At 63.8% G+C, this 8223-nt stretch carries 6 protein-coding genes; 2 read left to right on the forward strand and 4 right to left on the reverse strand.

The window, feature by feature from the left end:
- Window positions 1-49: 49 nt before the first annotated feature.
- Both K5E40_RS21085 and K5E40_RS21090 read left to right on the forward strand, forming a co-directional pair.
- Window positions 50-1423, forward strand: coding sequence for a DUF2868 domain-containing protein (locus K5E40_RS21085; RefSeq protein ID WP_221732422.1), 1374 nt, complete (start codon window positions 50-52; stop codon window positions 1421-1423).
- Window positions 1416-2792 (forward strand): GTPase/DUF3482 domain-containing protein, encoded by a 1377-nt coding sequence (locus K5E40_RS21090; RefSeq protein WP_221732423.1) that lies wholly within the window; start codon window positions 1416-1418, stop codon window positions 2790-2792. The genes K5E40_RS21085 and K5E40_RS21090 overlap by 8 nt, the downstream gene beginning before the upstream one ends.
- A 93-nt stretch (window positions 2793-2885) precedes the next feature.
- On the opposite strand, the gene K5E40_RS21095 is transcribed toward K5E40_RS21090, so the two are convergent.
- From K5E40_RS21095 to K5E40_RS21110, 4 genes are all read right to left on the reverse strand, one after another.
- Window positions 2886-4019, reverse strand: a complete 1134-nt coding sequence (locus K5E40_RS21095) for a TIGR03364 family FAD-dependent oxidoreductase (protein WP_221732424.1) — start codon at window positions 4017-4019, stop codon at window positions 2886-2888.
- Window positions 4020-4165: 146 nt separating this feature from the next.
- A complete protein-coding gene (locus K5E40_RS21100; RefSeq protein ID WP_221732425.1) occupies window positions 4166-5191 on the reverse strand; it encodes a putative 2-aminoethylphosphonate ABC transporter substrate-binding protein in 1026 nt (341 codons plus the stop codon).
- Between the two features lie 42 nt (window positions 5192-5233).
- The gene (locus tag K5E40_RS21105) at window positions 5234-6958 is read right to left on the reverse strand and encodes a putative 2-aminoethylphosphonate ABC transporter permease subunit (RefSeq protein WP_221732426.1); all 1725 of its coding nucleotides are present in this window, start codon (window positions 6956-6958) and stop codon (window positions 5234-5236) included.
- Window positions 6958-8034 (reverse strand): putative 2-aminoethylphosphonate ABC transporter ATP-binding protein, encoded by a 1077-nt coding sequence (locus K5E40_RS21110; RefSeq protein WP_221732427.1) that lies wholly within the window; start codon window positions 8032-8034, stop codon window positions 6958-6960. Before K5E40_RS21110 ends, K5E40_RS21105 begins: the two co-directional genes overlap by 1 nt.
- Window positions 8035-8223: the final 189 nt, after the last annotated feature.

Below are 8223 nucleotides of genomic sequence, written 5' to 3' on the forward strand. Positions count from 1 at the left end.
AGCGCCACAGCGGTTATGCTCACGGCTCAATTGAGCGACGGGATGCCGCGTGACAGCACTGACTCCACTGCAAAACCTCTGGTTGACCGAAACCGTGCGCCTGCGCGAAGAACATGCCGGGCCGCTGGATGACCTGGAAGCCAATCGTTTGGCCCGCGCGGCCGGCGGTGATTTGCCGAGCCGTATTCAACGCCGTGCGCTGTGGCTGGCTGAGCGTGACGGGCTGACGAGCGCTCTCAAACACTGGCTGCAAGGCGCGCGTCTGGCGCTGGTGCTGCTGATGGTTTTCGCCGTCTTGAGCGGCGCCGGACTGGCCTTCGCCGCGCTTGGGCAAACCCCGGTCAATGTGTTCTGGGCCTTGGGCAGCCTGCTCGGGCTGAATCTGATTCTGCTGCTGAGCTGGGCGCTGGGGCTGATCTTTGCCGGCGAACACGGCGCCACCCTCGGGCGCCTGTGGTTATGGCTCAGCGAAAAACTCGCCCGCGATGCCAAAGCCTCGCAACTGGCGCCGGCCCTGCTGCTGATGCTGCAACGCAAGAAACTCAATCGCTGGGCCCTCGGCGCAATGGTCAACGGCCTGTGGCTGCTGGCGATGCTCAGCGCGTTGCTGTTGCTGCTGACCCTGATGGCGACGCGGCGCTACGGCTTCGTCTGGGAAACCACGATTCTCAGCGCCGACACGTTCATCAACATGACCCAGGCCCTCGGTTCGCTGCCGGCGCTGCTCGGTTTCAATGTGCCGACGGTGGAAATGATCCGCGCCAGCGGTGACGCTGCGCTGGATATCGAAAGCGCGCGTCAGGCCTGGGCGACGTGGCTGGTGGGCGTGCTGGTGGTTTACGGCGTGCTGCCGCGCTTGCTGCTGACGCTGTTGTGCTTCTGGCGTTGGAACAGCGGCAAAGCGGCGCTGCATCTGGACCTGAACCTGCCCGGCTACGCCCAACTGCGCGAACGCCTGATGCCGACCAGCGAACGCCTCGGCGTCACCGACGCCGCGCCTGAGCAATTGCACCGCGTCGAAAGCAGCGTCAGCGAACACGCCAGCGAAGGCGCATTGCTGGTGGCGATCGAACTCGACGAGCAACGCCCATGGCCGCCGGCGCTGCCGAAAAACGTCAGCAACGCCGGCGTCCTCGACAGCCGCGAATCACGCAACAAACTGCTCGAACAACTCAGTCGCTTTCCCCCGGCGCGGCTGGCGATTGCCTGCGACCCACGACGCTCGCCGGATCGCGGCAGCCTCGCGCTGATCGCCGAACTGGCGCGCAACGCCAGCGCCACCCGCGTCTGGCTGCTGCAAGCGCCGCCCGGTGAAGCGCTGGACGCCGAACGCCTCGGCGACTGGCACATCGCACTGCAACAACTGGATCTGCCCTTCGCCGATTGCGCGCCGTTGAACTGGCTGGAGAACGGTCATGACTGATGCCTTCAAAGCGCCGCTGAAACTCGCCGTGGTCGGCCACACCAACGTTGGCAAGACTTCGCTGTTGCGTACCCTGACTCGCGATGTCGGTTTCGGCGAAGTCTCGCATCGGCCGAGTACCACCCGGCATGTCGAGGGCGCGCGGCTGTCGGTGGACGGCGAGCCGTTGCTCGACCTTTATGACACGCCGGGGCTGGAAGACGCCATCGCCCTGCTGGATTTTCTCGAACGCCTGGAGCGCCCCGGCGAGCGCCTCGACGGCCCGGCGCGGCTGACGCGGTTTCTCGACGGCAGCGAGGCGCGCCAGCGTTTCGAACAGGAAGCCAAAGTGTTGCGGCAACTGCTCGCCTCCGACGCCGGTTTGTATGTGATCGACGCCCGCGAGCCGGTGCTGGCCAAGTACCGCGATGAACTGGAAGTGTTGGCCAGTTGCGGCAAACCGCTGCTGCCGGTGCTCAATTTCGTCAGCAGCGCCCACCACCGCGAACCGGATTGGCGTGACGCGTTGGCGCGTCTTGGTCTGCATGCGCTAGTGCGTTTCGACAGCGTGGCGCCGCCCGAGGATGGTGAGCGACGGCTGTATGAAAGCCTCGCCTTGTTGCTGGAAAACGCCCGGCCGCAACTGGAACGCTTGATTGCTGATCAGCAGGCACAGCGACTCGCCCGGCAGCACAGTGCAGCGCGGTTGATTGCCGAATTGCTGATCGACTGCGCCGCGTGCCGCCGCAGCGTGGTCAGCGAGGCGGAGCAGGAACAGCAAGCCATCAGCGAATTGCGCAAGGCTGTGCGTCAGCGCGAACAGAAGTGCGTCGAAGCGCTGCTCAAGCTGTATGCGTTTCGCCCGCAAGATGCGGCGGCCAGTGATTTGCCGCTGCTCGATGGGCGCTGGGGCGATGACCTGTTCAACCCGGAAACCTTGAAGCAACTCGGTGTGCGCGTGGGCGGCGGGATCGCTGCCGGAGCGGCCGCCGGGGCTGGCGTGGATTTGCTGGTGGGCGGCATCACCCTCGGCGCCGCCGCACTGGCCGGTGCGATTGCCGGTGGTGCGCTGCAAACGGCGCGCAGTTATGGCAGTCGCTTGCTGAGCAAGATCAAAGGCCAGCGCGAGTTGACGGTTGATGACGCAGTGTTGCGGCTGTTGGCATTGCGCCAGCGGCAATTGCTATTGGCGCTCGATCAGCGTGGGCATGCAGCGCTGGACGCGGTCCAGGTTGCAACACCGCAGGACAAAACCTGGCGCGAAGGCAAGTTGCCGGAGGCGCTGAGCAAGGCGCGGGCGCATCCGCAGTGGTCGTCGCTGAATCCACAGGCGAAGTTGAATCAGGCCGAGCGGCAGGAGCAGATTGAGTCTTTGGCTGAGGATTTGTAGCGCCTGAACCAGCCTCTTCGCGAGCAAGCCCGCTCCCGCAGGAAAACGCATTCCCCCGGGCTTGCTCGCGAATGAAGGCCTTGTGACCTGCCATCAAATGTCCCCCAGCAACTGCGCCACATTGCGCTCAGCCATCGCCGGGCCGACGCTCATGCCGACACCGGTGTGCATCAGCGCCACACTCAGCCCCGGCGCCGGGCGCAGGAACGAAAACGGCCCAGGCCCACGGGCGCCATAGACACCCTGCCAGCGCTCGATCACTTGCACCTTGCAGCCGAGAGTGTGTTCGGCCAGTTCGAGCATCCAGGTGTCGACTTGCTCGGCGTTGAACGGCGACGGATCGCTGCCGTAGTGGTGCGAATCGCCGATGATCAACTCGCCATACGGTGTCGGACTGATCAGCAGATGAATGCCGTTTTCATGCAGGTGCGGTTGTTCGCGCAGGATCTGCGCCTGCACCGCCGCCGCTTCCGGCAAGTCGGCGAAGGCGCCGTAGTGCACGCCGCTCAACCCCGTGAGCAAGGCGTGTTGCAGGTTCAGCTCGACTTGCGGTTTGGCGCGGAGCATTTGCAGGCGGCAGATTTGCGGGTCGAGCGCGGCAATCGGCTCGGCCAGCAGGGTCTGATAATCATGGCCGGAGCAGACGATGATCTGTTCAGCGGTGAAGATGCCGGCCGTGCTGTGCAGGCGCCCCGGTTCGACGTCGCGTACCAGCGTCGAGAAGTGAAACTCGACGCCGAGGTCGCGGCGCATGTACTCGATCAATGCCGGAATCGCTTCACGCGAATACAGCTGTTGATCGTCGATGCCGTGAAGTGCCGCACGGTGATGGCTGAACTGGCCGTGGTAGAGATCGCGCAACGCGGCGCCGCGCAAGAAGTCGACGTTGTAACCGTGTTCCACGGCGCGACCGGCGCAAAAGGCTTCGAGCAGGTGTTCTTCAGCTTCAGTGCGGGCAAACAGGTACGAGCCGTTGCGCTTGATTTGCAGGCCGGCGAGCTGCGCCCAGTCGCCCCAGATCTCGCGGCTGGCCTTGGCCAACTCCAGCATCGGCCCGGGTGGCTGGCCGGTGACCAGTGCCTGGCCGAAGTTGCGCACCGAGGCGCCGAGGGGCGTGGCCGTGCGTTCGAAAACGGCGACCTTGAGGCCGCGTTTGGCGGCGGCGTAGGCGTGGGACAAGCCGAGAATGCCGGCGCCGACGATGAGCAGGTCGTTGTGTTGTGTCATGGAAATTTTCCCTGAATGGGAGACCGCCTTCGCGAGCAAGCCCGCTCCCACAGGTGATTTTGGGTGCCCACAGAATATGCGTTCACTGAAGATCCAATGTGGGAGCGGGCTTGCTCGCGAAGGGGCCCTGTCAGTCGATAAAGAGCTTACTTGGCGACGACTTTCTCGGACTTGCCGTCATAACGCTTGCGCCATTCGGTGAGGATCTCGTCGCGATGCTTCGAGGCCCAGGCGAAGTCGTTCTTGATCAAACGCTGCTCGTAATCAGCCGGCAATTCGGTCTGCGGCTTGGCAATCCCCGGCTGCGCGAGTACGGCGAAGTTCTCCTTGTACAGATCCATCGCCTCGGCGCTGGCGGAGAAGTCGGCGAGTTTCTTCGCGGCGTCTTCATGCGGCGTGCCTTTGATCACGGCCGTGGCTTCGATCTCCCAGCCCAGGCCTTCCTTCGGCAGGATGATGTCCAGCGGCGCGCCCTGGCGCTTCAACTGAACGGCCGGGTATTCGAAGGAAATACCAATCGGGAACTCGCCCGCCGCCGCCAGTTTGCAAGGCTTGGAGCCGGAGTGAACGTACTGGCCGATGTTCTGGTGCAGGCCGTCCATGTACGCCCAGCCCTGCTTCTCGCCGAAGGTTTGCAGCCAGGCGCTGACGTCGAGGAAACCGGTGCCGGACGACGCCGGGTTGGGCATGACAATCTTGCCCTTGTACTCAGGCTTGGTCAGGTCCTGCCAGCTCACCGGTTTGCTCAGGCCCTGCTTCTCGGCTTCGACGGTGTTGAAGCAAATGGTCGCGGCCCAGACGTCCATGCCGACCCAGGCAGGCGGGTTGGCGGCGTCGCGGTAGTTCGCGCCGATCTTGCCCAAATCCTTCGGCGCGTAACTTTGCAGCATGCCTTGCTGGTCGAGGATCGCCAGGCTCGAGGCGGCCAGGCCCCACACGGCGTCAGCCTGCGGACGGGCCTTTTCGGCCAGCAGTTTGGCGGTGATGATCCCGGTGGAATCGCGCACCCATTTGATCTCGACGTCTGGGTTGGCCTTTTCGAAGGCGTCCTTGTAGGACTTCAGTTGCTCGGCTTCGAGGGCGGTGTACACCGTCAACTCGGTTTTCGCCGCGAAGGCATTCAGGCTGAAAGTGGCGAGCACAGCAGCGGCCAGGGCCATAGGCTTGAACATGATCGTTTTCCTGTCTTTTTGAGTTGAGGGTTACGGGAAAAATCAGTGACCGGGCGCGGTTTGCCGCCAGGCCTGGGAACGGCGCAGCAAGCCGCGCGAAGCCCACGCCAGCAGCAAGGACACGCCCGCCGAGGTGAACAGAATCAGGGTCGACATCGCCGCCGCGCCGCCGACGTTGCCGGCGTCATCCATGTTCAGCACCGCCACCGCCGCGAGGATGGTGTCGGGGCTGTAAAGGAAGATCGCTGCGGAAACCGTGGTCATCGCCGAGACGAACAGGTAGCGCACGATGTCCAGCAACGCCGGCAGGCAGATCGGCACGGTCACGCGCAGGTAATGCCGGTACAGCGGCGCCTTGAGCGACAGCGCGGCGGCTTCGAACTCGGCGTCGAGTTGGCGCAGCGCGGTGGTCGCGGTCATTTGTGCGGTGGTCAAATAGTGAGCAATGGTGCAGACGATCAGCAGGGTCATCGTCCCGTAGAGCACATGCAGCGGGTTGCCGGTGAGGTTGAAGAAGAAGACGTAACCCAGACCGAGCACCAGCCCAGGCACCGCCATCGGGATGAAACTGAGCATGCGCAGAGTCAGGTTGAGGCCGCGTTGTGTGCGGGTCTTCTCCATCAGATACGCGCCAGTGAAGATCAGCACGCTGCCGATCAGCGCCGTGCCCAGCGCCATCTTCAAGCTGTTGCTGTAGGCCAGCCAGCCACCGCCAGCGGTTTCATTGAACTGGTAGTGGTTGAGCGACAGCGACAGGTTGTAAGGCCAGAACTTCACCAGTGACGAAAACACCGCCATGCCGAACACCAGCAGCAACGCCGCGCAGATCAGCAGGACGATGACCAGATAGCAGCCATCACGCACTTTCGACGGCGTCGGTTTGAACACTTGGGCGCGGCCGCTCATGGAATCGCCATGACGACGACGCAGCCAGGCGTCGACGCCGAAGCTGAACAGCGCCGGCAACAACAGCACCATGCCGATCAAAGCCCCGCGACCGAACTGCTGCTGGCCGACCACGGCTTTGTAGGCTTCCAGCGCCAGCACCTGATAGTCGCCACCGACCACCACCGGCACGCCGAAATCGGTGATGGTCAGGGTGAACACCAGACAGAACGCGGCGAACACAGCCTGTCGGGTCGCCGGCCAAGTGATGCTGCGAAACGCCTTGGCCGGACTGGCGCCCATGCTCGACGCCGCATCGAACAGCCGCGCATCGGCCAGCGACAGCGCCGACAGCAGAATCATCAGCGCATGGGGAAAGGTGTAGATCACCTCACCCAGCACAATCCCCCAGAACCCGTAGATGTTGTCCGAGAGCAGCCCGCGCAACAGGCCTTGATTGCCGAACAGATAGACCAGCGCAATCCCCGGCAGCATCGACGGCGCCATCAGCGGCAGCAGGGAAATCCCGCGCCAGATGCCTTTGGCCGGAATCAACGTACGTTGCAGGGCGTAGGCAAACAGGTAGGCCAGCGGTACGACGATGGCCGCGACGCTGAGGGAAACTTTCAGGCTGTTGCCGAGCAGCCAGTGGAAATTCTCGCTGGTCGCCAGTTCTTTCGCGGCGAGCCAGCCACCGCCCTGCCCGGCTTCGCTGCTGAAGCCGCGCCAGAAGATCGCCAGTAACGGCAACAGCACCGCAACGCCAAGCAATACCAGCAGCAGGAGTTTGCCGCCGACGACGAAGATGCGGTCGCCGATCTCGGCACGAGAAGTCTGACGCACCTGTTTATGCGGGAGCGGCAGCGCGAGGGGGCTGCTCATCAGGCAAACACCTGCAGGCTGCGCGGCGGCAAGGCGACCATGATCTGCTGGGCGCCGAGGCGCGGCATGGCCTCCGGCGCCAGTTCGGCGAGCAGTGCATGGCCCGGCAGTTGATCGAGTTCGAAGCTCATGCGGCAGCGGTTGCCGAGGAAGGTGATCTCGCGCACTTTGGCCGGGAACAGGTTTTCTTCGTGTACCAGCGGGTTGACGTTGATCGCTTCGGGGCGGCAGAACAGCCGGCCCGAGGCGCCGCTCACGCTGCCATCCGCCAGACGCACATCCATCCCGCCCACCCGGGCGTGACTGTCGCTGCTGCGCTGGAACGGCAGCCAGTTACCTTGGCCGACAAACTCGGCCACAAACGGTGTGGCCGGGCGGTTGTAGATGTCCTGCGGGGTGGCGTACTGCTCGACCCGGCCGTTATTCATCACGGCGATGCGGTCGGCCATCAGCATGGCTTCGTCCTGATTGTGCGTGACCATCAGAGTGGTGATGCCGAGGTTGCGTTGCAGTTGGCGCAGTTCGGTACACAAATGCTCACGCACCCGGGCGTCAAGGGCCGACATCGGTTCGTCGAGCAGCAGCAGCGACGGTGCCGGGGCCAGAGCGCGGGCCAGCGCAACCCGTTGCTGTTGGCCGCCGGACAATTGGCCGGGGTACTTTTTCTCACTGCCGGTGAGGCCGACCAGTTCCAGCATCTCACCGACGCGGCGGCGCACTTCATCGCGACCGCTGCCGGCGAGGCCGTAGGCAATGTTCGCCTCCACCGTCAGATTGGGGAACAGTGCGTAGGACTGAAACAGAATCCCGTAGTCCCGGGCCTGCGGGGCGAGATTCGAGACATCGCGGTCACCGAGGTACAACTCGCCACTGTCCTGCTTTTCCAGACCGGCGATGCAACGCAGCAACGTAGTTTTGCCGCAACCGGACGGGCCGAGCAGGCAGACCAGTTCACCGGCGGCGACGTCGAGAGAGACGTTATCCAGCGCGGTGAACGCGCCGAAGCGCTTCTGCACGCCGCGCACTTTCATCGGTGCGCCGGGGTGAGTCAGGGTGGTTGCGATGGCAGGATTCATGGGACAGACCTCATCAAGCAGATGAGGCCAATCCTAGAGTTGTAATGCGTCCGTCATGTGGCAGTGAGGCAAAAACGGCTGATAGTGGTATTCGGGGATTTGGGTTCAGGGGCTTGTTCTGTATTGCCTGGCCTGTCGCCTTCGCGAGCAAGCCCGCTCCCACAGGGGGAACGCATGCCAATGTGGGAG

The sequence above is a fragment of the Pseudomonas baetica genome, assembly GCF_019733355.1.
GTDB classification, from domain to species: Bacteria; Pseudomonadota; Gammaproteobacteria; order Pseudomonadales; family Pseudomonadaceae; genus Aquipseudomonas; species Aquipseudomonas baetica_A.